This is a genomic window from Moheibacter lacus (genome assembly GCF_014042165.1).
GTDB lineage: Bacteria > Bacteroidota > Bacteroidia > Flavobacteriales > Weeksellaceae > Moheibacter > Moheibacter lacus.
Genome location: NZ_JACDZE010000001.1, coordinates 554382 through 577425, shown reverse-complemented (window position 1 = coordinate 577425; position 23044 = coordinate 554382). Strand labels below are relative to the sequence as shown.

The following is a 23044-nucleotide window of genomic DNA, read 5'->3' as shown; positions in this document are numbered from 1 at the left end:
CCGATAGTTGATAAAATAAAAGGCTGTTTCTAAATTACTGAAACAGCCTTTCTTATCATATTGAATATAATTCTTACTTAATCAATACTTTTTTACGGATCAAATGTTTTTCTGATTTGATCGTAACCACATAGGTTCCTTTTGACAAACCGGAGAAATCCAAATCTGTTTGGTTGTCAATTTTAGGATAAGTTCGTTTTTTAACTAATTTCCCATCAATTGAATGGATAGTCACATCAGCAGGCTCTTCAATCAGCATACTTAATTTAGCTTTTCCGTTTGACACCGGATTGGGATAAATCAGTGCGCTATTGTCATTGCCGTAAACTTCTTCTACAGATAAACTGGTTTCGGTAACAGGAGATCTCCAAACCCCTCTTCCATAAGTTGAAATCACTAAATGACCTTCTACCGTGTTGATTTCTAGATCTGTAATTCTTGAGTGTGGCAAATTGGTGTTGTATAAAACCCATTCTTCCAATGTGTCATCTGTGTACCAAACGGCATTTCGTGTCGCTATATAAATTGTATTGTTTAACGAATTTTTTTGATGAGCAACGATATATTTAGATTGGTCAACTGGTAAATTATAGGTAATATTTTCCCAGGTTTCGCCACTGTCCATAGATTTGAAAACCCGATTATTAGAGGATGCATACAAAATGTTTGGATTGTTTTGATTGAATTCTATGCTTGTTATAAATCCGCCCCAACCACCAGCAGGAGGACCGAGTATGGTGAAATCAAGTGGATAACTGGTTTGGTTTTGAGCGATTCTTACTGTGTTGATGTTGGCCACCAATACTCGTTTGTCGTCTGTAGGGTCTACTCTTATATGGTCTAATTTCGGACTAAAAGTTGTAGAAGAAGAATTTACAAAAGCTCCTCCGGTAGAGCGATAGAGTTTTGAATATCCTGCATACATAATGTTTGTGCTTCCATATTCCAATGGTGTAATCCAGTTTCCTGATTCAGGTCCATTGGCCATAAACTGGCCATTTCCACTTGGGTTACTGGCATTGAACCGATACATATTAGCCCCAAATTGTATGAAACCATAATAAAGATTGGAATTCGTAGGGTTGATAGCGGCATCCATTCCATCTGCCCCATAAAAGTTAATCCAGTTGTTGTCTACAAAAGCATAACCGCCGTTGTCTTGTAAACCACCAACGATTTTTGATGAAGTTTCAGGAGCAACATCTATACGGTAAAACTGACCTATGTTCAATCCGTTTTTCGTTTTATCTGAAAAACTAGCTCCGTTATCATCTGAAATAAAAATTCCTCCGTCACTACCTACATACAATTTATCATTGAAGAATTTTAAATCATGAATGTCCGCATGCGTGTAATTTACAGCGTCGGGTTCACTCCATTCCGCTCCTCTTACGAAAGTTGTCCCCCCATTGGTAGACTTCCAAACATTTAAAGTTCCGGTGAAAATCATTTCTGCATTTGTGTCAGATGCTGCCAAAGCTAGATCAAACCAAGCCTGTTGGCTTCCATCATAAATATCGGTCGTGTTGTTTCTTATTTCAAAAGTTGCGCCTGAATCCGCTGAACGCATCAATTGTTTAAAAGTATCGTTGGTGTTGGAAACCAAAACATAGAGATATTCAGGATTAGCGTCAGTTACATCTATGACCGTTCTGCCGGAATTGGCTAATTCCTGAATATTAGAAAAACTATTTCCGCCATCAGTAGATTTCAATAAATTAATGGTTGTGCCTGCTTGTTGCACCAAATAAATAACATCTGGATTGTTCGGCTTTAACCTGATTTCCTTGATCCTCCCAACTTGAGTTTTGGTCCAAGAGGTACCAGCATCAGTTGTTTTAAATAAACCTTCTGTACTGGCAACCCATAAGATATTGGAATTATCAGGATGCATATAGATTTCTCCCATGAGAGAACTTCCTCCCTCTATTGTTACGCCAGTAGGATTCCATGTTGCTCCAGCATCTACAGATTTATAAACGCCTATTCCATAACTGTCAGAAGCATCTTCATCACCTGTCGCGATATAAATAATATCTGAATTGTTATAGTCTACCGCAATTCCGGAAACCCCCAAAGAAGGTAAATATTCAGTCAAAGGCTCCCAAGAATCTCCATGATCGGGAGAAACCCAAAGACCGCCATCAGGTGTGCCTACAAATAATTTATTTGGGTCATTTGGATCAACCAAACTGATGTTTACACGACCTTGTCCTGCACTCCAAGAACCTTGATTGGAATGAGTAAAAGGCCCCAGTGGAGTCCAGTCACTATTGTTCATACCCGTAAACTTATTTTGTTGTAACTTCAATAAGTTATTCCAACTCTGAGCTAATTCCTGAGCGGTGGGAAGTGTTCCGTCTTCTTTTACTTCATACATCCAGAGCTGTTTCCATCTTTGAAATTGTTTGAATCCACTCCCTCTTTTATTGGGATCTCTGTTTTCCCAAAAAGCTTCATAAGCCGCAATTTGATCATCGAATTGATTCGAATTAACTTTTGCCTCTAAATGCGTAGGTGCATTCAGGGAAATATCCTGTCCCATTACAAAACTTAAAATCGGAAAGGAAAAAATTAAGGTAAATAATTGTTTCATTGTGTTAGTTTTTTACTTTTTTTGCGTAAAGATAATCTTATTAATGTTAAAAGCTAAATTTTAATGACTAATGCCTTAATGTTTTATAAATGAATGAATTAGAAATTTTAAAATCTGCACAAGAATTCATAAAAAACCAATTTACTGGAGAAACTACCGGACACGATTATTTCCACATAGAACGCGTAGTTAATTCCGCCAAACGAATTGCCAAAGAAGAAAATGCCGATGAATCTTTAGTCGAAATGGCCGCTTGGCTGCATGATGTCGGTGATTACAAATTAAACGATGGAATAGACAAATCAGAAGAATTGATTACCGATTTTCTAAATGAATTAGAAATTCCAAATGAAATCATTCAAAAAATCATCGAAATCGTCTCTCAAGTCTCGTTCAGCAAAGGAAATCAGCCGACTTCGCTCGAAGCCAAAATCGTTCAGGACGCCGACAGACTGGATGCCATCGGCGCCATCGGAATCGCACGTTGTTTTGCATATGGTGGAAGCAAAGAAAGGGAAATGTGGAATCCTGAAAATCCGGAAACGAGCACAATTCAGCATTTTTATGATAAACTCTTGAAATTGAAAGATTTGATGCATACAAGTTCTGCTAAAAAAATCGCTGAAGAACGACATCGATATTTAGAAGAATTTTTGGAGCGGTTTTATGAGGAATGGAATGCAAAAAGTTAAACCTTTGTGCACTTAGTGTCCGCCGCGGCGGATGTGACCTTTGTGGTTAATTTTTTAAACCTTAATTTTAGCACTATAAAAATTAAAACCTAAAATGCAGAAGTCGTATTTTATTGCTATTCTATTTATTTTCAATCAATTCATACTTGCCCAAACACCCAAAAAACCCAATTCAGCAGAAATTTATGAGTCCATCCAAAAACTCAATTTTCTCGGTTCGGTTCTCTATGTGGCAGCGCATCCTGACGATGAAAATACGCATCTGATTTCCTATTTTGCCAATGACGTTCACGCACGGACGGCTTATATTTCGTTGACACGTGGTGATGGCGGACAGAATTTAATCGGGAATGAATTACGGGAATTATTGGGCGTCATCCGAACCGAAGAATTAATGGCGGCACGGAAAATAGACGGCGGCGAACAATTCTTTTCCCGCGCCAACGATTTTGGGTATTCCAAACATCCCGACGAAACCTTTTCGATTTGGGATAAACAGGAAGTTTTAAGCGATTTAGTATACGTCATCCGAAAATTCCAGCCGGATGTGATCATCAACCGATTTGATCATCGTTCGCCCGGCACCACACACGGTCACCACACAGGTTCTGCGATGTTGAGCGTGGAAGCATTTGATTTGGCAAAGGATAAAAATAGTTTCCCTGAACATCTAAAGACAGTTACTGTCTGGGAGCCAAAACGTTTGTTTTGGAACCAATCTTGGTTTTTTTATGGAAGTCAAGAGAAATTTGATCAAGTTGACAAAACCAATTTGATGAAATTGGACATCGGAACTTTTTATCCGACTTTGGGCGTGAGCAACCAAGAAATTGCAGCACAAAGCCGAAGCCAACATAAATCCCAAGGTTTTGGAAACACGGCTGTGCGTGGGAATTCGGAAGAATATTTAGAAATCGTGAAAGGAACAAAACCCGAAAAAGATGTTTTTGAAGGAATCGACACGAGTTGGAATCGGGTGAAAGGAGGAAAACCGATTGGTGATTTGTTGGCGAAAGTTGAAAGAGAATTTGACTTTAAAAATCCTTCTAAATCCGTTCCCGAACTGGTTTCAGCATACCAAATGATTCAAAAATTAGAAAATGAACATTGGAAAGAAATCAAATCGGAAGAAATCAAAACGATTATTTCCGCTTGTTTGGGATTGTATTTGGAAGCGGTTTCCGATACGCAAACGGCAACCATTCAGGATGAAATCCAATTGAAAATCGAAGCCATCAACCGAAGCGACTTAGAATTAAAGTTGAGAAGTGTAGGAATACCGTCCTTAAAAAAAACATTAAATCCATATGATGTGTTATTTGAGAATGTAAAGTTCAATTATGAAATAAATTTTTTAATTCCTTCAGACTCTCCATTTTCAAATCCATATTGGTTAAATGAAAAAGGGACGCAGGGATTATATAAAGTTTCTGATAATTCTTTGATAGGAAAGCCTGTAAATGAATTACCTTATAATGTATCTTTTATAATTGCGATCAATGGATATTCAATAGAGTTTGAAAAACCTATCGTTTACAAATACAATGATGCGGTGGATGGCGAAGTGTATAAACCCTTTACTGTTGTGCCAAAAGCATCGGTTCAGGTACAGGAAAAAGTGATTTTGTTTGGAAATGGAGAGCCAAAAAGAGTTTCGGTAAAAGTCAAATCCTTTGGTCAAAATCTTAAGGGGAATTTGAAATTGAAAGCGAATTCCGCTTGGAGGATTTCGCCAGAAAACCAATCGGTTCAATTGGCAAAAAACGAAGAAAAAATCTTCTGGTTTGAGGTGCAACCTCCAAACGAAAAAAGCGAAATCGAATTGATTCCCGAAGTGGAAATTGACGGAAAAACAATAACAAATCAAGTCGTAGAAATCAATTATCCGCATATACCCGAACAATTTGTGGTTTTGCCGGGATCGGCTAAAGTTGCCAAATTGGACATTCAGAAAAAAGGCGAAAAAATCGGGTACATCATGGGAGCCGGAGATGAAATTCCGCAGAGTTTACGCCAAATCGGTTACGATGTGCAGATCATCCAACCGAATTATATCACAGAAGAATATTTAAATGCATTTGATGCAGTGGTATTGGGAATTCGGGCGTTCAATGTCATTCCTGAATTGACTTATAAAAATAAAATCTTGTTTGATTATGTAAAAAACGGCGGGACTTTGGTAGTGCAATACAATACTTCTCGCGAGGTTTTGACATCTGAAATAGCGCCTTATGATTTGCAACTTTCACGAGATCGCGTGACGAACGAAAATTCGGAGGTGAAATTTTTAGCGCCAGATCATCCGGTTTTAAATTATCCGAATAAAATTACACAACAAGATTTTGAAGGTTGGGTGCAGGAACGCGGATTGTATTTTCCGGACAAATGGAGCAAAGAATTCACCCTGATTTTATCGATGCACGACAAAGGAGAATCGGCTATGAAAGGGAGTTTACTGGTTGCTCAGCACGGAAAAGGTCATTATGTTTATACTGGATTGAGTTTCTTCCGTGAATTGCCGGAAGGTGTTTCAGGTGCCTATCGGTTGTTTGCAAATCTTTTATCTTTAGGGAAATGAAAAATTCGGAGATCAAATTAAAATGGAAAGCTGCTTACACCTGGGTTTTGGTTGTAAATGCAGTTTACATCGTATTTTTTTATTTGCTAATGAAAATATTTAGTTGATGCACGGAATTGATTGGATTATATTGATTGGTTCGATGGCATTTATCGTTTTTTACGGTGTTTGGAAAACGCGCGGTCAGAAAAATGTACAAGATTTCATCAAAGGAAACGATTCCAATTGGCTGACGGTCGGACTTTCAGTGATGGCAACACAAGCCAGTGCGATTACCTTTCTTTCTACGCCCGGACAAGCTTTTCACGACGGAATGGGTTTTGTCCAATTTTATTTCGGATTGCCCATCGCGATGGTTATTATCTGTTTGGTCTTTATTCCGATTTACCACAAACTCAATGTTTATACGGCTTACGAATATTTAGAATCCCGATTTGATTTGAAAACCAGAACCTTAACCGCTTCTTTGTTTCTCATCCAGCGCGGACTTTCTGCCGGAATCACCATTTTTGCGCCTTCGATTATTTTATCGGCCGTTTTGGGTTGGAATCTGACGTATTTGAACATTATCATTGGAACATTGGTCATCATTTATACCGTTTCTGGAGGAACAAAAGCGGTCAACGTAACCCAGAAACAACAAATGGCCATCATTATGCTGGGAATGGTTACGACATTTGGGATTTTGCTGTATTCTTTACCGGAAAATATCAATTTTTCCAATGCATTGGAAATCGCCGGAGCAAGTGGGAAAATGGACATTCTCGATTTCTCCTTTGATTTTGACAATCGTTATACGTTTTGGAGCGGCATCATCGGTGGAACTTTTCTGGCGTTGTCGTATTTCGGAACCGATCAAAGTCAAGTTCAGCGTTATTTATCGGGAAAATCCATTCGGGAAAGTCAGTTGGGAATGATCATGAACGGATTTTTAAAAGTTCCCATGCAGTTTTTTATTTTGTTGGTAGGGGTTTTGGTTTTTGTTTTTTACCAATTCAATCCTTCGCCGTTGAATTTTAATCCAGCTGCAGAAAAATTGGTTTTGGAATCAAATTACAAAGAGGATTATCAAAAAGTCAATTCAGATTTAAGCCAATTGGTTGAAACCCGAATTCAAAATCCTTCGGAATCAATTTCTTTGAATCAAAAAGAAAAATCTTTGCGTGAAGAAGGAAAAAAAATCATCGAAAAAGCAGCTGCAGAACAAAATTTAAAGGTAGAAACAAACGACAAAGACTACGTTTTCATTCATTTTATTTTAAATTATTTACCGCGAGGCGTGATTGGATTGTTGTTGGCGATGGTTTTATGCGCGGCGATGTCATCGACTTCTTCCGAATTGAACGCCTTGGCAACGACAACTACGATGGATTTGTACAAACGAAATCAAAAATCAGAAAAATCGGATGAACACTATATTTCTGCTACGAAATGGTTTACACTTTTATGGGGGATTTTAGCCATTATATTTGCATGCGTGGCCAATTTATTTGATAATTTAATCCAATTGGTGAACATTATCGGTTCGATTTTTTACGGCAATGTGTTGGGGATTTTTCTTCTGGCATTTTTCTTCAAATTCATACAGTCCCATTCGGTTTTTATCGCAGCGATCCTTACGCAAGTCATTGTTATCATTGGTTGGAAATTTGATTGGATGCCTTATTTATGGTTGAATTTATTTGGATGCGCGTTGGTGATTATGATTGCGATTTTGATTCAAACGATTTGGAATAAGGAAGATAAAAATTTAGAAGAATTGGAAGAAATTGGAAATTAAAATTTGCCAATTCAAAATCAATTTCTACATTTGAAAAATCAAAATGAAAAATTTAGTATCAAATAACAACTGGTGGTGGACTTCGCAACTTCGAAAGTAGTGAAGCAAACTTGTTGTATCCCATAGAACCAAGCCTGTCCTTCACGACGGGCTTTTTTTGTACCCAAAATTGAATAAAATGAAAAAATTTAAACTCCATACAAAAAGCAAAAAAATACTCGCAGACACCATCACGCCGGTTTCTATTTATCTGCGTTTGCGTGATAAATTCCCTCATTCCATACTTTTGGAAAGTTCTGATTATCATGCCAATGAAAATGCGTTCAGCTACATTTGTTTTCAACCCATCGCATCGATAAAAGTGAAAAATAATCGAATCATCAAACAGTTTCCAGATGGTCAATTGGTAGAAATACAGATGGATAAATCGGTCAATCTTGTTTCAGAAATTCAATCTTTTGCTGCCCTTTTTGAATCAGAAAAAACCGAACATAAATTCATCAATAACGGACTTTTTGGCTACATGAATTATGATGCGGTTCAATATTTTGAAGATATCGAAATGGATAAAAAACAAGGGAATTTGGAGATTCCTGACTTGCATTATGCAGTTTATCAAAACATTATCGCGATCAACCATTTTAAAAACGAAGGCTATATTTTCAGTCATAGTTTGGATGGGGCTGATAACGTGGAGGAAATTTCCAATTTATTGAAGATCAAATCATTTTCTGAATTTGAATTTAAAAGACAAGGTAATCCAGCGACAAATATTTCAGATGATGATTTCATGGATTTGGTAAAAAAATGCAAAGCACATTGTCAGCGAGGAGATGTTTTTCAAATTGTCCCGTCTAAACGATTTAGCCAAAAATTTTCTGGAGACGAATTTAATGTTTACCGAACGCTGAGAAGTGTAAATCCTTCGCCCTATTTGTTTTATTTTGATTATGGGGATTTTAAGATATTTGGTAGTTCTCCTGAAGCGCAATTGGTTATCAACAAAGGAATTGCGGAGATTCATCCGATTGCCGGAACGATAAAGCGAACCGGAAATGACGAAGAAGATGCTTTGCTTGCCAGAAAATTGAGCAATGATGAAAAAGAAAAATCAGAACATGTGATGTTGGTTGATTTGGCACGAAATGATTTGAGTCGAAATGCCAAAAACGTAAAAGTCGAAACTTTCCGGGAAGTTCAATTTTTCTCTCACGTCATCCATTTGGTCAGTAAAGTAACAGGTGAAATTCGCCCAGAAATCAATTCATTTCAAGTGGTTGCAGACACTTTTCCAGCCGGGACTTTGTCAGGAGCACCCAAACACATGGCGATGTCTTTGCTGGAAAAATATGAAAACATCAACCGCGAATTTTACGGAGGAGCCATAGGTTTTATGGGTTTTGACGGAAGTTTTAACCATGCCATTATCATCCGATCGTTTTTGAGCAAAGACCATCATTTGCATTATCAAGCAGGAGCCGGAGTTGTTTCTGGAAGCAAACCGGAAAATGAATTACAGGAAGTGTATAATAAATTAGGCGCACTAAATAAAGCATTGGAATTGGCAGAAAATATTTAAATAAATCATAATGCCCTTTGCGTAATACTTGGCGCTCTTTGCAGTTAAAATTTACTGTAGAGAAACAGAGGAAACGCAAAGAATGCAGAGAATAAGAACATTAAATTTATGAAATCGCAGATTCACGAACATCAAAAACAAATAAAATGAATGCGAATAAAAAGAAAATAATAGTCATCGATAATTACGATTCTTTTGTGTACAATCTGGTGCATTATTTAGAAGAATTGGATTGTGAAGTCACGGTGAAACGCAATGATCAAATCGAATTGGATGAAATAAATGCATTCGATAAAATTCTGTTGTCACCTGGGCCGGGAATTCCGGTTGAAGCCGGTAAAATGATGGAGATCATCAAAAAATTCGCACCCTCCAAAAGCATTTTGGGAGTTTGTCTTGGACTACAAGCCATCGGCGAAGTCTTTGGTGGAAAATTGGAAAATTTGGATAATGTTTACCATGGTGTTTCGACCTATGCGATCGTAAGAGTGAACGACGAACTTTTATTTCAAAATGTTCCAACTCATTTTGAAATAGGACGTTACCACTCATGGGTGGTTTCAAAAGAGAATTTTCCTGAAGAATTGGAAATCACATCGGTTGATGAAAATGGTCAGATTATGTCATTGCGCCACAGAGAATGGGATGTTCGTGGTGTCCAATTTCATCCTGAAAGTATTTTGACTCCAAACGGAAAAAAGATGATAGAAAATTGGGTGAATTCCTAACCTTGTCAAGATTCATTCAAAACAATACGATATGAAAAACACGATACAACAACTCACGCATTACGACCAACTTTCCAAAGAGGAAGCCTTTCAGCTATTGGTGGAGATTTCGGAAGGTATGTACAATCCGAGCTCTATTGCCGTTTTACTTACCGTTTTCATGATGCGTCCGATTACGGTTGCTGAATTGGAAGGATTTCGGGATGCATTGTTGGAATTATGCAAAAAAGTGGATTTTGGCGGTGTAGAAACCATCGATCTTTGCGGTACAGGAGGCGATGGAAAAAATACGTTTAACATCTCCACTTTGGCTTCGTTTGTAGTGGCTTCCTGTGGTATTCCGGTTTCTAAACATGGGAATTCCGGCGTTTCTTCAGTAAGTGGAAGCAGCAATGTTTTGGAGAGTTTAGGTGTGAAATTTAGTGCGGATAATGATTTTTTGAAACGAACTTTGGACGAGGCCGGCATTTGTTTTTTGCATGCGCCCTTGTTTCATCCGGCCATGAAAAATGTAGCGCCGATCAGAAAAGATTTAGGTGTCAAAACTTTTTTCAATATGCTGGGGCCTATGATCAACCCTGCATTTCCTCGAAATCAATTGGTCGGTGTTTATGATTTGGAATTGATGCGGATGTACAGTTATTTGTATCAAAAAGGAGAGAAAAATTATACGATTTTGCATTCGTTTTCCGGTCACGATGAGATTTCGCTTACAACTGATGCGAAATTTATTTCCAACCAAAAAGAAGGTGTCCTTTCTCCTTCGGATTTTGGTGCAAATCAAGTTTTGGATGAAGAAATTTTTGGTGGTAATTCACAAAAAGAAGCTTCTGAAATTTTCGTAAAAATCATTTCGGGAAAAGGATCAGAAGCCCAGAATCATGTCGTTGCTGCCAATGCCGGTTTGGCGGTTTCCATGGTAAAAGGAGTTTCAATAAAAGAAGGATTTGAGTTGGCAAAAGAAAATTTACTGAATAGTAAAGCGAAAATGGCTTTGGATAAATTAATTAAAATTACGAATGATTAAATTATCTTCTAAGGTTATCAACGTATTGAAAATCAACTATGGAGGTTAAGCGAATGAAAATATTGAACAAATGAACATTTTAGACAAAATAATTGCAGATAAACGAAAGGAAGTCGAACTCAAAAAGTCGGTCATTACTTTTTCTCAATTGGAGAATTCAAAATTATTTGAACGAAAAACGATTTCGATTCGTCAAAAATTAAAGAATTCGACTAGCGGAATCATTGCTGAATTTAAGCGTCGCTCTCCTTCCAAATCGATGATCAATCAAACCGCCAATGTCGGTGATGTTGCTGTAGGCTATGAAAAAGCAGGCGTTGCTGGAATGTCGGTTTTGACGGATTTGAAATATTTCGGCGGAAGTTTGGAGGATTTGATTATAGCGAGAGCGAGCTGCGATTTACCGTTGTTGCGTAAGGAATTTATCGTGGACGAATTCCAAATCCTGGAAGCAAAATCCTCGGGAGCAGATTTCATTTTGCTGATTGCGGCCGTTTTGACAAAAGAAGAAATCAAAACTTTTTCGGAATTGGCGAAGCAATTGGATTTGGAAGTTTTATTGGAAGTTCACAACCGCGAAGAATTGGAGAAATCCATCATGCCGAGTTTGGATTTGATAGGAGTAAACAACCGAAATCTGAAAACGATGGAAGTTGATTTGGGAACGAGTAAAAGTTTAGCTGAATTTATTCCAAACGAATATGTCAAAATTTCTGAAAGTGGAATTTCGGATGTGGACTCGATTAAAGAGCTGAAAAATTATGGTTTTCAAGGATTTTTAATCGGGGAGAATTTTATGAAAACAGAAAATCCGGGTGAGAGTGCGCGAAAATTCATTCAAAATTTAGAACGATGAAACTAAAAGTTTGCGGGATGAAATACAGGGAGAATATCGAAGCTGTTTCCGCTTTGAAACCGGATTATCTCGGTTTTATTTTTTATGCCAATTCTTTGCGAAATTATGAAGATAAACCTATTGAAACTTCGCCCAAAACAAAAAAAGTGGGCGTTTTTGTGAATGCTTCTTTAGATGAAATTCTTGAAAAAACCAAAACGCATCAACTAAAAGTTATTCAATTGCACGGTGACGAATCGGATGATTTTTGTGCCAAATTGAAACAGTTTCAACCAGAAGTTGAAATTTGGAAAGCTCTTCCAGTAGACGAAAGCTTTGATTTTGAGGCAATGAATATTTATCAAAATGCAGACGCCATTTTATTGGATACAAAAGGGGGAAATTACGGTGGCAACGGAAAAAAATTCGATTGGACTATTTTAGAAAAATACCAATTAGACAAAGACATCATTTTAAGCGGTGGAATTTCGCCGGATGATTGGTTTGAAATCCAAAATCTCTCAAAAAAAATCCCCCAAATCAAAACCATCGACATCAACAGTAAATTTGAATTGAGTCCGGGACTGAAAGACGTGGAAATGGTCAAAGAATTTTTAAATGAGATGAAAGTTAAAAAACAATAAACTTTAAACATGAAACCTGAAACAAAAAAATACCAAATTGACAAAAATGGCTATTATGGCGAATTTGGTGGAGCCTTTATTCCCGAAATGCTGTATGCAAACATTGAAGAATTGAAGAATAATTATTTGGAGATAATTGATTCAGATGGATTTCAAATCGAATTCCAGAAACTATTGAAAGATTATGTAGGTCGACCAACGCCATTGTATTTTGCGAACCGTCTTTCTGAAAAATACAACACAAAAATCTATCTAAAACGCGAGGATCTTTGCCACACTGGAGCACATAAAGTGAACAATACGCTCGGTCAAATCATCTTAGCCAAAAAATTAGGAAAAAAGCGTATCATCGCCGAAACCGGTGCCGGACAACATGGTGTGGCGACAGCAACGGCTTGTGCTTTAATGGGTTTGGAATGTATCGTCTATATGGGCGAAATTGACATTGCCCGACAAGCACCAAACGTTGCCCGAATGAAAATGCTCGGTGCGACGGTTATTCCCGCAACTTCGGGTAGCAAAACCCTGAAAGATGCGACCAACGAAGCGATCAGAGATTGGATTAACAATCCGGTAGATACGCATTATATCATCGGTTCAGTAGTCGGACCGCATCCTTATCCGGATTTGGTAGCAAAATTTCAGAGTGTGATTTCACAAGAAATAAAAATTCAATTGAAAGAAAAAGAAGGAAAAGAGAACCCGGATTATATGATCGCTTGTGTGGGTGGAGGAAGCAATGCCGCTGGTGCTTTTTACCATTATTTGGACGATGAAAATGTGAAATTAATTGCGGTGGAGGCAGCCGGAAAAGGCGCGGATTCGGGTGAAAGTGCTGCCACTTCAGTTCTCGGGAAATTGGGGATCATCCATGGAAGCAAAACCCTTTTGATGCAAACCGATGATGGGCAGATTACGGAGCCTTATTCGATTTCGGCAGGATTGGATTATCCGGGCGTTGGGCCTATGCATGCGCATTTGTTTGAAAGTAAAAGAGCCAAATTCATTGCCGTAACTGACGATGAAGCGATGCAAGCCGGTTTGAATTTGACGAGGTTAGAAGGCATCATTCCGGCAATTGAAAGCGCACATGCTTTGGCGGCTTTGGATAAAATCCAATTGAATAAAGAAGACATCGTTGTATTGAACTTGAGTGGAAGAGGAGATAAGGATTTGAGTACTTATATCAAGTATTTTGGAATTTAAAAATCGTAAATCAAATGAATCGAATCAATCAAAAATTAGCTGAAAATAAAAAATTATTGTCCATTTACTTCACGGCAGGATTTCCAAATTTAAATGATACAAAATCCATCATTGAAAATCTGGAAAAATCGGGTGTGGATATGGTCGAAATCGGATTGCCATTTAGCGATCCGCTTGCGGACGGTCCGACCATTCAAGCAAGTTCCACGCAAGCTTTGAAAAATGGAATGACGACCCAAATTTTATTTGAACAATTGAAAAATATCCGGGAAACGGTCAAAATTCCATTGATTATCATGGGATATTTTAATCCAATTTTACAATTTGGAGTAGATAATTTTTGTGCCAAATGCGCCGAAATCGGAATCGATGGACTCATCATTCCCGATTTGCCGTTGGATGTGTATGAATCTGAATACAAATCGACTTTTGAGAAATATGCATTGGTCAATGTCTTTCTAATCACACCACAGACAAGCGATGAGCGAATTCGACAAATTGATTCAATTTCAACCGGATTTATTTATATGGTGAGTTCGGCGAGTGTGACCGGAGCGAAAAATGCGTTTGGCGATATACAAACCGATTATTTCAAACGCATTCAAAACATGAATTTAAAAACACCACAAATCGTCGGATTTGGGATCAGTAATAGAGAAACTTTTGAAACCGCAACAGCATTTTCAGAAGGTGCGATCATCGGTTCTGCTTTTGTGAAATTTATTGCGGAAAATTCGCCGGAAAAAATAGGAGAATTTGTCAAAACAATCAGAGATAAAAAAATTAATTTTGAAAAGTAGAGAAAATAAAAAAGGTGGCTGAGGTTCTCGAAGCCACCTTTTTTAAATTATTTGTTTCGTACCTACTTCGGAATTCATCCTTCGTAAATCGTCCTTCAAATTATTTCTTAGACCATTCTTTGATCGATTCTTCGTTCATCTTGATGTAATCTGAATTTCCTGCAGCTTTTGCACCATCAAGGGATTTTTGTGCCAAAGAAATTGCACCTTTCACATCACCGGATTTCGCATAAATCAAAGATTGTTGACGGAATTGCCAGAACTTAGGTTCTTTGGTTAACTTCATTCCTTCATCAAACCATTTTTTGGCTTGGTTGATGTCCTTTTCGGTAGTGAAATAATAATTGGCTGCCGCCATGTAATCCTGAGCAGTAGGCGATCCTTTCATTGCAGCATCGATAGAAGCCATCACTTTTTTGTCAGTTGGAACTTCGATTTTGGTTTCCACATAAACATTGTCCCAAAGGAAATTTAGTTTGGCAGAATCATAAGTCAAATCATCGATTGAAATAGAAAAAGTTTCGATGACCATTGGTATTTTATGGGCTTTCGCTGTCGTTTTTGCAGCAACTTTTTTATCGTCCCATTTTTCAGGTGTTCCCCAATTTTCAGTATCCGAATAAAAATAAATTTCCCAATTGTCTTTTTCAGGTTTGGTGAAAATGGCATATTTCCCGGCTTTGATCGTTTGTCCATCTACCACTACATCGTCAGAGAATTCGATGGTCGTGTTTTTGTTGGCACCGGTTCTCCATATTTTTCCATAAGGAACCAAATCGCCAAAGATTTCGCGGTCATTTTTGTTCGGTCTTGAATATTCAATTTCAATGTCTGTCAATCCTACTTTGAACTCCAATTCCGCTGAAGGACTGGGTTGAGGAGTTGAAACTTGCGCATTTAGGCCAAGCGTGAACAATGAAAAAATCGAGAGAATAAGAAGATGTTTCATTTTTTATTTGTTTAGAATTTATTTTCTCAAATTTAGTTCAAAAATATAACATCAGTTCTTATATTCGATTAATTCTTTGATTGGACTTTTTTGATATTGGTCATGCTCAAGATTTGACATTAAGAATAATGAATGGTAAAAATTTCAATTCTCGTATCTTTGCAAATTGAATTATGTTAGAAAAAAAAGAAGCACAATACGAAAAAGTCGTTTTAGTAGGTTTGATAACCCGTGAACAACCTGAAGAAAAATTGGAAGAATACATGGACGAACTTCAGTTCTTGGCGTACACGGCCGGAGCAGAAGTTGAAATGCGTTTTACCCAAAAAATGGACAAACCGGATTCAAAATTCTTTGTCGGTTCAGGGAAACTAAACGAAATCAAAGAATTTGTAGAAGAAAATGAAATCGATACCATCATTTTTGATGATGAATTGACGCCTTCACAATTGAAAAATATTGAAAAAGTGGTGGAGCGGAAAATCATCGACCGTACACAATTGATCCTCGATATTTTTGCGCAACGCGCCCAAACTTCCTACGCCCGCACCCAAGTGGAATTGGCACAATACGAATATTTATTGCCAAGATTGACCCGTATGTGGACACACTTGGAGCGACAACGGGGTGGAATCGGGATGCGAGGCCCTGGTGAAACGGAAATCGAAACGGATAGACGGATCATCCGCGACCGGATTACCTTGTTAAAAGCCAAACTCAAAGACATAGACAAACAAATGGCAACGCAGCGTAAAAACCGTGGCGCACTAGTCCGTGTGGCTTTGGTCGGTTATACAAACGTTGGGAAATCTACGCTGATGAATGTTTTGAGTAAATCAGAGGTTTTTGCAGAGAATAAGTTATTTGCAACTTTGGACACAACGGTTCGGAAAGTGGTAATCGGAAATCTGCCGTTTTTGTTGACCGATACGGTGGGATTCATCCGAAAATTACCGACGCAATTGGTAGAATCTTTTAAATCGACTTTGGATGAAGTTCGCGAAGCGGATTTGTTGGTGCATGTGGTGGATATTTCGCATGAGAGTTTTGAGGATCATATCCATTCGGTTAACCAAATTCTCGACGAAATTGAAAGTAAAGACAAGCCTACCGTTTTGGTTTTTAATAAGATTGACAATTTTTCTTATGTCAAAAAAGACGAAGATGATTTAACGGAAGTAAAACGGGAAAATATTTCGTTGGACGAATGGAAACGAACTTGGATGGCGAAAAACGAAAACCCGACACTATTTATTTCCGCAACGAAAAGAGAAAATCTGGACGAACTGCGCAAAACGATTTACGAAGAAGTGAAGAAAATTCATATCACAAGATTTCCGTACAATGACTTTTTGTTTGAGTATTTTGAAGAGGAGAATTAGAAAATGAGCTAATTTGAAGATTTAAAAATTAATTCATTCTTAAATGATAATATTTCTGAATTAGACTTTTTCTGACTTCCAATTTTTTTAATTCTTCTTTAGAAAACCAATTTTCCAAATTCGAATTTTGGTTATAAAAATTAGTGTCTTGATTTTCAATTATGATATAATTTGAAAGCCAAAATTTAGTGTCAATATGTTGTTCTACTTTAAAATCTACATTCTTACTTAAAAAATAATCAAATTTTTCAATGATTTTCCAATTGATCGTAAATAAGAAAAACAAATAAAAAATTGGAATTAACCAAAGTAAATGGAAAGATTTTATAATCGATTTTCCAGGAAGAAATGTTACCGCAAAAATCGAAAAGAGAATGCTGATGAATAAGATTGTTGGTCTTGAGTTGAATCGAAATGGATTTGTAGGAAATAATTCAATCTTCCAAAAAAATAGAAAGAGAAATAAAAGAATTAAAAGCCCCAATCCGATTATTGAAAATATTTTCAAATCAACTCATTTTCAAATTACTGTCATCCTGAGCATGTCGAAGGGGCAAATCAATTCACATGCCCCAACTTCACCAATTTCTGGTGATCTAGGATTTTGATTTTTCGGCCTTCTACTTCGATGAGATGGTCTGCTTTGAATTCTGAAATCAGACGAATCGCTGACTCGGTAGCCGTTCCGATGAGGTTGGCCATTTCTTCACGTGTCAACGAGATTTTGATAAATCCGTCTTTGTCATTGCCCAATTTCTTTTCAAGTAGAAGTAGGACTTCAGCCAAACGTTCTCGAACGGTTTTCTGCGCTAAAAATGTGATGGTTTGAGCTGACTCGCCTAAATCTTCCGAAATACGTCGTAAAATATCAAAAGCCAATTTCGGATGATGCTCCAGTACTTTCAAGAAAAATTTTTCAGGGATGAAACAAGCTTCGGTATCTTCCATCGCAGTTGCAGAAGCGCCATAAGGTTGTTTGGATAGAATAGACCTGTAACCGATGATGTCGCCTGATTTGATGAACCTTAAAATCTGTTCTTTACCGTTAAACCCTAGTTTGAACATTTTGGCAGTTCCTTTGTCCAGATAATAAATTCCTTTGGGAGTTGCACCTTCCTCGATGATCAAATCGCCTTTTTTATAAGAAATGATCTTTTTTTCATGGCTCAATTCAGCGAGTTCTTCTTTGGTGAAGTGTTTTAGAATTTCTTGATTTTCAAATAATTCGCAGATATTTGTAACGTTTTCTAAGATATCGGACATAGGGTATGACTTAAATCAGCACAAATTTAAGTTAATTCGCTTGAATAAGGAAGTAATTTTGCAAAATCTATGGCGGAAAGCTGTTTTCATTGTGGTCAAAAAATAGAGGATGAAGATATACACTTCGACCAAAAAAATTTTTGTTGTGTCGGCTGTAAGACCGTTTATGAAATTCTCAACTTAAATGGGCTAGAGAATTTCTATGCGATGAACCGCGATGCCGGAATTCGTCCGGACGATAAAGCCAATCGTCATTTTGATTTTCTGGATACGCCTGAGATTTTCGAGAAAGTAGTCGACTTCTCAGAAGATGGTGTAACCCTGGTGAAATTTCATATTCCGGTCATTCATTGTACTTCATGTGTTTGGCTTTTGGAAAGTTTGCATGAAATCCATCCTGAAATTATTTATTCGACTGTAAATTTCTCCAAAAAAGATCTTCAAATTTCTTATCGGAGTGAAAATGTCAAATTGAGTGAAATCGCCAAATTCGTCACCCAATTAGGGTATAAACCATCGATCAATCTTCAAACTTTTGATAAAACGGAATCCAAACGCGACAATGGATTGCTTTTAAAAATTGGTGTTGCCGGATTTTGCTTTGGGAATATCATGCTTTTGGCTTTTCCTGAATATACGCTGCCATTTTCAAATACGAGCCCAGAAGCTTGGTTGGAAGGAAACAAAGAGTTTTTCCGTTGGGGGATGTTTTTGCTTTCGCTTCCGGTGATGTTTTTTGCAGCGACGGACTATTTTAAATCGGCTTGGTTGGGAATCAAACACCGATACATCAACATAGATTTACCGATTGCAATTGGATTTTGGGTTTTGTTTTTACGAAGCACCTACGACATTGTATTGGATATAAGTCCAGGGTTTTTTGATACCATTGCAGGATTGGCCTTTTTTATGTTGATCGGGAAATGGTTTCAACAACAAACTTATAAATCATTGGCATTTGATCGGGATTACAAATCTTTTTATCCGATTGCGGTTGTGAAAATTTCAAATGGGATTGAAGAGCCCACATTGGTTGCTGATTTAAAAATTGGTGACCGCATCGTTATAAGAAATGAAGAAATCATTCCGGCTGATGCAATTTTGATCAAAGGCGAAGCCATGATTGACAATAGTTTTGTGACGGGAGAATCTAGGTTAATTTCTAAAAATCCGGGTGATAAGATTTTTGCAGGTGGCAAACAATCTGGAACTGCACTCGAATTGGAAATCATCAAAGAAGTAGACCAAAGTTATTTGACGCAGCTTTGGAACAATGAAGCTTTCAGAAAAGTAGAATCGGGTTTGAATCGTTTGACCAATACCATCAGCCGATATTTCGTCTGGACGATATTGAGTATCGCAATTGCTTCTGGTGTTTTTTGGTATTTTAGAGATTCAACTCAAGTTTTACAAGTGGTTACAGCGATTTTGATCATCACTTGTCCATGTGCTTTGGCGCTTTCGTCGCCGTTTATTTTGGGGAATGTGATGCGGATTTTTGGTGAAAAGAAATTTTATATCAAAAATACGGCTGTGATCGAATCCATGGCGAAATTGGATGAAATTATTTTGGATAAAACTGGTACGATTACGGAAAGTCAAGAATCGGGTGTTGAATTCGTCGGCGGAGAATTGACGAAAATTGAACGAAAAGAAATTCAATCGGTTTTAAAAAATTCGGGTCATCCTTTGAGTCGAATTTTATATAAGCATTTAAACGAAAAAGAAATTTTACCGGTTTCAGATTACCATGAAGAAATGGGGAAAGGGCAAAACGGTGTAGTCAACGGGAAATTAATCAAATTGGGCTCTCGTTCATTTGTAGGTTCAGAAGAGTCGAAGTTATTGAACCAAACTCAGGTTTTTGTCTCCATTGACCAGCAAATTAAAGGGAAATTTATAGTTCAGAATTCTTATAGAAAAGGATTGGAGAACGTAATTAAAGGGCTGGATAATTATGGTTTGACTGTTTTGTCGGGTGATAATGATTCAGAAAAAGAAAAACTCGAAACGATATTTCCTATCCAAACCCAACTTCTTTTTTACCAAAGTCCGGAAGATAAATTGGCTTACGTAAGAAATGTGCAAGATGAAGGAAAGGAAGTTTTGATGTTGGGAGATGGTTTAAACGACTCCGGAGCATTAAAGCAAAGTGACGTGGGTGTTGTGATTTCAGAAGATGTCAATAATTTCTCGCCTTCATGTGACGCCATTTTGGATGCCAAAGCGTTTGATCATTTGCCTCAATTTTTACGATTTTCCAAATTGGCCATTCGCTTGATTTGGATTGCTTTTTTGATTAGTTTTTTATACAATATCGTTGGCTTAGGATTTTCGATCTCCGGAAATTTAGAACCGGTTGTAGCGGCTATTTTGATGCCGATCAGTTCGATTTCAGTGGTGATTTTTGCGACTTTGAGCACAAGGATTGCATCTAAATTTGTTTTTAAGAATTTAGAATGAGTATAAATTAACCATCAAATCATAGGCTCTGACCAAAATCATGACAATTTTACGCTTGCAATTGTACATTTGTAGACGCTATGGGAATCGTGATTTTAATGGTAATAGCAAGTGTGTCTCTAGCCGCAGTATTTTTAGGTTTATTTTTACTGGGAGCTAAAAAGGGGCAGTTTGATGAAGACGAATCTCCGGCTGTGAGAATGCTCATGGATGATAAAAAAGTTAAAGAAAAAATTGATTGATAATGCAAATGCAAACGTTTAATTACGATAACCGAATCGTAAAGTACTTTTTGTACGCTACTATTTTTTGGGCGATTATGGCCTTCACATTTGGTTTTTTGGTAGCGACCTTGAAATTTTTCCCTGAATTACCGGATTATATTTTTGGTTCAGACGATCCTAGGATTGGAGGGAGCATTGACGGTCTAGCCGCTACAAATGGTATGGCCGGATTTGGTCGTTTAAGGATGATTCATACCACGTTTGCTGTATTTGCATTTGTGGGGAATGGATTTTTTGCAGGAGCTTATTATTCCATGCAAAGATTGTTAAAAGCAAGAATGGGGAGCGACATCATGAGTTGGACGCATTTCTGGAGTTGGCAGTTGTTTATCGTTTTGTCTTTGGTTACTTTCCTTTTAGGATTCAATACATCAAAAGAATATGCAGAGCACGAATGGCCTTTGGATATTTTGATTGCACTTTCTTGGGTGATTTTTGGTGTGAATATGCTGAAAACCATTTACAAAAGAAGAGTTAGACACCTTTATGTGGCGATTTGGTTTTATTTGGGTACATGGGTAGCGGTAGCGATGTTGCATATTTTCAACAACTTAGAGATTCCGATCAGTTGGAGTTTGACTGCACCAAAAAGTTATTCATTGTATGCGGGTGTTCAAGATGCATTGGTTCAGTGGTGGTATGGTCATAATGCGGTGGCATTTGTATTGACGACACCAATTTTGGGATTGATGTATTATTTCGTTCCAAAAGCAGCAAACCGTCCGGTTTTCTCTTATAAATTATCGATTGTTCACTTTTGGTCTTTGATCTTTATTTACATCTGGGCTGGTCCTCACCATTTGTTGTACACGTCGCTTCCGGCGTGGGTTCAAGCAGTAGGAACAGGGTTTTCCATCATGTTGATTGCGCCTTCTTGGGGAGGGATGTTGAATGGATTGTTGACATTGAGAGGAGCATGGGATAAAGTTAGAGAAGAGCCTGTTTTGAAATTTTTCGTAGTGGCGATTACCTGTTATGGTATGGCAACTTTCGAAGGACCTTTATTGGCGACCAAAACTTTAAATAAAATCGGACACTTTACCGACTGGGTTCCGGCACACGTACACGTAGGGACTTTAGGTTGGAATGGATTTATATTATTTGGGATGATTTATTGGTTAATTCCAAGAATGTTCAATACCAAATTGGCATCAAACAAAATGGCCAATGCACATTTCTGGATTGGAACGATGGGTATTCTTTTCTGGGTTATCCCGATGTATGTTGCGGGTTGGACACAAGGTTTGATGTGGCAACAATTCAATGAAGACGGAACATTAAAATATGGAAACTTCTTACAAACCGTTACGATCTTAAAAGATTGGTTGTATCCGTTGCGTGCATTTGGTGGATTGCTTTATTTGATCGGAGGATTAATGATGGTGGTCAACGTTTGGAAAACAGTCAAAACCGGGAAATATGTACCAAATGAAGCTGCAGAAGCGCCTGCATTGGCAAAAATCAGTTCTGCCCGTAAAAAAGGAGAAGGAGCGCATACTTGGTTAGAGAGAATGCCTACTTTGATGACAGTGCTTTCTTTTGTTGCGGTAGCGATAGGTGGAGCAGTGGAAATCATTCCTACGATAGTTGTGAAATCAAACGTACCGACTATTGCATCGGTAACGCCTTATACAGCACTAGAATTAGAAGGTAGGGATTTGTATATAAGGGAAGGATGTAATGCTTGTCATACACAGATGATCAGACCGTTCCGTGATGAAGTGAAACGTTATGGTGAATACTCAAAACCGGGTGAATATGTTTACCATCATCCATTCCTTTGGGGATCTCAAAGATCTGGACCGGATTTGCATAGACAAGGTGGTAAGAATCCAGATGCATGGCATTATAAACACATGTGGGATCCGCGGGATACTTCACCAGGTTCCATCATGCCGAGATATCCATGGTTGATTGCCAATAAATTGGATCGTAGTAATACTGTAGCAAAAATGGAAACCATGGTAAAATTGGGTGTTCCTTATGAAGAAGAAGACTTTGACAGTATCACAACTTCAATGGATAAACAAGCGATAGCGATTGAAACAAGCATTTTTGATGCAGATGTTAAGTTGAAAGAAAGATATGACCGTGAGGCCAAAGAAAAAGGCGAGGATTTCGTACCTTTAAGAGACCGTGAAATTACTGCGTTGATTGCTTATTTACAGCGATTGGGTACGGACATTTCGACGGAGCAAACAGAAACTACGAGTATTATAGGTTCAGGAGCTAAATAAA

Annotated in this window: 17 protein-coding genes; 14 read left to right on the top strand and 3 right to left on the bottom strand. The window is 37.7% G+C overall.

Annotated elements, in window-relative coordinates; genetic code table 11:
* Positions 1–73 precede the first annotated feature (73 nt).
* Positions 74–2596 carry a VPS10 domain-containing protein gene (locus tag HU137_RS02750; protein WP_182042275.1) on the bottom strand — a complete coding sequence of 841 codons (2523 nt, stop codon included), beginning with the start codon at positions 2594–2596 and terminating at the stop codon, positions 74–76.
* An 89-nt stretch (positions 2597–2685) separates the two neighbouring features.
* On the opposite strand from HU137_RS02750, the gene HU137_RS02745 reads away from it, so the two are divergent.
* The 10 genes from HU137_RS02745 (at position 2686) to trpA (ending at position 14465) form a co-directional block, all read left to right on the top strand.
* Positions 2686–3288 carry an HD domain-containing protein gene (locus HU137_RS02745; RefSeq protein WP_182042274.1) on the top strand — a complete coding sequence of 201 codons (603 nt, stop codon included), beginning with the start codon at positions 2686–2688 and terminating at the stop codon, positions 3286–3288.
* 94 nt (positions 3289–3382) lie between these two features.
* Positions 3383–5866, top strand: coding sequence for a PIG-L family deacetylase (locus HU137_RS02740; protein ID WP_182042273.1), 2484 nt, complete (start codon positions 3383–3385; stop codon positions 5864–5866).
* Positions 5867–5972: 106 nt separating this feature from the next.
* Positions 5973–7646: a sodium:solute symporter gene (locus tag HU137_RS02735; protein ID WP_182042272.1), complete on the top strand. Its 1674-nt coding sequence runs from the start codon at positions 5973–5975 to the stop codon at positions 7644–7646.
* A 178-nt stretch (positions 7647–7824) separates the two neighbouring features.
* Positions 7825–9225: an anthranilate synthase component I family protein gene (locus HU137_RS02730; protein ID WP_182042271.1), complete on the top strand. Its 1401-nt coding sequence runs from the start codon at positions 7825–7827 to the stop codon at positions 9223–9225.
* 146 nt (positions 9226–9371) lie between these two features.
* Positions 9372–9953: an anthranilate synthase component II gene (locus tag HU137_RS02725; RefSeq protein ID WP_182042270.1), complete on the top strand. Its 582-nt coding sequence runs from the start codon at positions 9372–9374 to the stop codon at positions 9951–9953.
* Positions 9954–9984: 31 nt separating this feature from the next.
* Positions 9985–10980, top strand: coding sequence for an anthranilate phosphoribosyltransferase (trpD, locus tag HU137_RS02720; protein WP_182042269.1), 996 nt, complete (start codon positions 9985–9987; stop codon positions 10978–10980).
* A gap of 70 nt (positions 10981–11050) precedes the next feature.
* The gene (gene trpC / locus HU137_RS02715; protein WP_182042268.1) at positions 11051–11836 is read left to right on the top strand and encodes an indole-3-glycerol phosphate synthase TrpC; all 786 of its coding nucleotides are present in this window, start codon (positions 11051–11053) and stop codon (positions 11834–11836) included.
* Complete coding sequence (locus HU137_RS02710; protein WP_182042267.1) at positions 11833–12459, top strand: phosphoribosylanthranilate isomerase; 627 nt, start codon at positions 11833–11835, stop codon at positions 12457–12459. The genes trpC and HU137_RS02710 overlap by 4 nt, the downstream gene beginning before the upstream one ends.
* 9 nt (positions 12460–12468) lie before the next feature.
* Positions 12469–13665, top strand: coding sequence for a tryptophan synthase subunit beta (gene trpB / locus HU137_RS02705; RefSeq protein ID WP_182042266.1), 1197 nt, complete (start codon positions 12469–12471; stop codon positions 13663–13665).
* Positions 13666–13679: 14 nt separating this feature from the next.
* A complete protein-coding gene (trpA, locus tag HU137_RS02700; RefSeq protein WP_182042265.1) occupies positions 13680–14465 on the top strand; it encodes a tryptophan synthase subunit alpha in 786 nt (261 codons plus the stop codon).
* Positions 14466–14565: 100 nt separating this feature from the next.
* On the opposite strand, the gene HU137_RS02695 is transcribed toward trpA, so the two are convergent.
* Positions 14566–15414, bottom strand: a complete 849-nt coding sequence (locus HU137_RS02695; protein ID WP_182042264.1) for a DUF2911 domain-containing protein — start codon at positions 15412–15414, stop codon at positions 14566–14568.
* 173 nt (positions 15415–15587) lie between these two features.
* On the opposite strand from HU137_RS02695, the gene hflX reads away from it, so the two are divergent.
* Entirely contained in the window at positions 15588–16796 is a 1209-nt protein-coding gene (hflX, locus tag HU137_RS02690; protein ID WP_182042263.1) for a GTPase HflX, read from the top strand.
* A gap of 558 nt (positions 16797–17354) precedes the next feature.
* On the opposite strand, the gene HU137_RS02685 is transcribed toward hflX, so the two are convergent.
* Positions 17355–18059, bottom strand: a complete 705-nt coding sequence (locus tag HU137_RS02685) for a Crp/Fnr family transcriptional regulator (RefSeq protein ID WP_182042262.1) — start codon at positions 18057–18059, stop codon at positions 17355–17357.
* Between the two features lie 69 nt (positions 18060–18128).
* Between HU137_RS02685 and HU137_RS02680 the strand changes: the two genes are divergently transcribed.
* From HU137_RS02680 to ccoO, 3 genes are all read left to right on the top strand, one after another.
* Positions 18129–20522 (top strand): heavy metal translocating P-type ATPase, encoded by a 2394-nt coding sequence (locus tag HU137_RS02680; RefSeq protein ID WP_182042261.1) that lies wholly within the window; start codon positions 18129–18131, stop codon positions 20520–20522.
* 80 nt (positions 20523–20602) lie between these two features.
* Positions 20603–20764 carry a cbb3-type cytochrome oxidase assembly protein CcoS gene (gene ccoS, locus HU137_RS02675; RefSeq protein WP_182042260.1) on the top strand — a complete coding sequence of 54 codons (162 nt, stop codon included), beginning with the start codon at positions 20603–20605 and terminating at the stop codon, positions 20762–20764.
* Between the two features lie 2 nt (positions 20765–20766).
* The gene (gene ccoO / locus HU137_RS02670; protein ID WP_182042259.1) at positions 20767–23043 is read left to right on the top strand and encodes a cytochrome-c oxidase, cbb3-type subunit II; all 2277 of its coding nucleotides are present in this window, start codon (positions 20767–20769) and stop codon (positions 23041–23043) included.
* The last annotated feature ends 1 nt before the right edge of the window (position 23044 follow it).